The organism is Kitasatospora sp. NPDC093558, from assembly GCF_040683475.1.
Lineage (GTDB): Bacteria > Actinomycetota > Actinomycetes > Streptomycetales > Streptomycetaceae > Kitasatospora.
The window spans coordinates 1-2,072 of the sequence record NZ_JBFBDY010000927.1 but is presented as its reverse complement, the minus strand read 5'-3'; the positions used below and the strand labels follow the sequence as shown (position 1 = coordinate 2,072).

At 72.9% G+C, this 2,072-nt stretch carries 3 protein-coding genes; all 3 read right to left on the bottom strand.

Translation table 11 applies throughout. From position 1 onward, the window contains the following. On the bottom strand, positions 1-336 hold a 336-nt coding region (locus AB0O00_RS37035), incomplete at its 3' end, for a DUF6643 family protein (RefSeq protein ID WP_363659092.1). Between the two features lie 423 nt (positions 337-759). Further along, positions 760-1,209 carry a large conductance mechanosensitive channel protein MscL gene (gene mscL, locus AB0O00_RS37030; protein ID WP_363659091.1) on the bottom strand — a complete coding sequence of 150 codons (450 nt, stop codon included), beginning with the start codon at positions 1,207-1,209 and terminating at the stop codon, positions 760-762. Between the two features lie 230 nt (positions 1,210-1,439). Continuing rightward, positions 1,440-2,072, bottom strand: a 633-nt coding sequence (locus AB0O00_RS37025) for a glycosyltransferase family 4 protein (protein ID WP_363659090.1), incomplete at its 5' end; no start/stop codon positions are given.

Sequence of the window (2,072 nt, the reverse complement as noted above, 5' to 3'; positions counted from 1 at the left end):
TGTACTGCCCCGGCGACCCCGGTGATCTACCCCCGTGTGCACCCACTCTTCCCCTCCCCGACGCGCTTCCGATCTGGGGCGTTCCGGGCGGGCCGGCGGGAGGGCGGGGAGGTTGGCGGCGGCGCTCTCGTAGCCGGCGCCGTACCGGTTGTCGTAGGACGGAGCGAGGCTTGATCCGTACCCGGACGACAGGGCCGGCGGCAGGGCGGCCGGCACATTGATGGGGGCGATCTGCGGGACACCGCGTTCGGCGACAAGGCTGTCGTAAATCGGCGTGCCGGAGGAGAAAGACGGAGAGGGGTAGCCGACTCCGTCGTAGGAGCGGGGCGAGGTCATGGGGCATACGGTAAGCCCACAATGCGCCTGCTGAGGAGAGCGGGAGGGGGAGCAGTTCGAGTGTTTACACAGTCTTCGCTCGCACAAAGGTTTCGAAAGTAGGAAGAACGGACATACTGGCGTTCAGTTCCGGACAACCTCGACGCCCCGTCGACGGTCGAACAGCACCCGGACGCATGGCGTGCACGGCCTTGGGGTGACTGGCCGGCGGCAGCTTGGGGACCTGGCGGAGAAACTTTTACGGATGGGGCGTGCGCGGGCGCGTTCGAGCCCCCGCCGACGGGACGACGGGGGCTCGTGAATGTTTCGGGGATAAAGTCCCCGTCAGCCCTCACACGGGCCGACCGGCCGCCCGTGCGGCCCGACTTGTGCGAGGTCGGGGCCGGTGGGCGGGCCGCGTCGGCGCCGCCGGGGCGACCTGCGTCAGTGCGACTGCAGCGCCTGGGTCTGCGCCGGGAGGCCGGGGTGGCCGGTCACCTCGGAGGTGCAGAACGAGCAGCGCCGCGCCGCGGCCGGGATCGCGCTCAGGCACTCCGGGCAGTCGACCTTGGCGGCCGGCGCCGGCTTGTCCGACTCGAACCGTTCCTGCAGCTTGCCGACCGGCACCACCACGGCGAAGTAGATGACGGCGGCGATCAGGACGAAGCCGATGAGCGCATTGACGAAGACGCCGTACGGGAAGCGGGTGCCCGCGACGTCGAAGGTCTTCTGGGTGAAGTCGCCGACGGCGCCGGTCGCGACCCCGATGAGCGGAGTGAGGAAGGCGGTGACGAACCCGGTGACGACGGCGGTGAAGGCCGCGCCGATCACGATGCCGACCGCGAGGTCCACCACGTTTCCGCGCAGCAGGAAGCTGCGGAATCCCTTGAACACCGGGTACTCCAAATCCGTACGGGGGAGGGGGAGATGGGGTACACGGAGGCGCCCCGGCCGGACATCCTGCCGACCGGTCAGGGCTGAGGTCCAACCGCGTTCACCCGATTCGCGTAACGGGCCCCGAGCGGGAGCGGACCATACGCAGGTGACGCGCGGGCGCTCCGCGTACGGGCCGATCCGGCCGGGCCGGCGCCCTTCGGGGCTGATCGCCCGCTTCCCCTCGGGCCTCAGGCCGGCCGCACGCGCAGCGACCGCTCGTAGAACTCGACCATTTGGGCGGACACTTGATGCAGCGTGAACGAGGTGAGGAAGCGTGCCCGGGCCGCCTTCGCCCGCGCGCGGGCCGCCGTCCGGTCCGCGAGCGTGTCGGCGATCGCCGCCGCGAGGTCGGCGGGCCGCTCCGGCGGGACGAGCCGGGCGTAGTCCTCGGAGCCGACCGTCTCGCGCAGGCCGGGCAGGTCCGCGCAGACCAGCGGCACCCCGACGCCCATCGCCTCGATCGCCGCACCGCCCTGGCCGTCCCGCCGCGCGGGCACGGCGACTGCGTCGGCGGCGGCCATCAGGTCGGCGACGTCCTCGCGCGGCCCGAGGAGGCGGACGTTCCCGGCGGCGTCGGCGAGTGCGCGCAGCCGGGCCGTCTCCGGGCCCTCGGCGCCCGCGAGCAGCAGGACGGCCGCCGGTTCGGCGCGCCGGATCGCCGGCCAGGCGTCGAGCAGCACGTCCAGGCCCTTGCGGTGGTGCTGGCCGGCGGCGGCGAACACGACGGGCACGTCCCCGGGCAGGGCCAGCGCGTCGCGCACGGCGGCGCGGCGCTCGGCGGTCGCGGTGCCGAGCAGTTCCGGATCCCGGCCGCGCGGGAC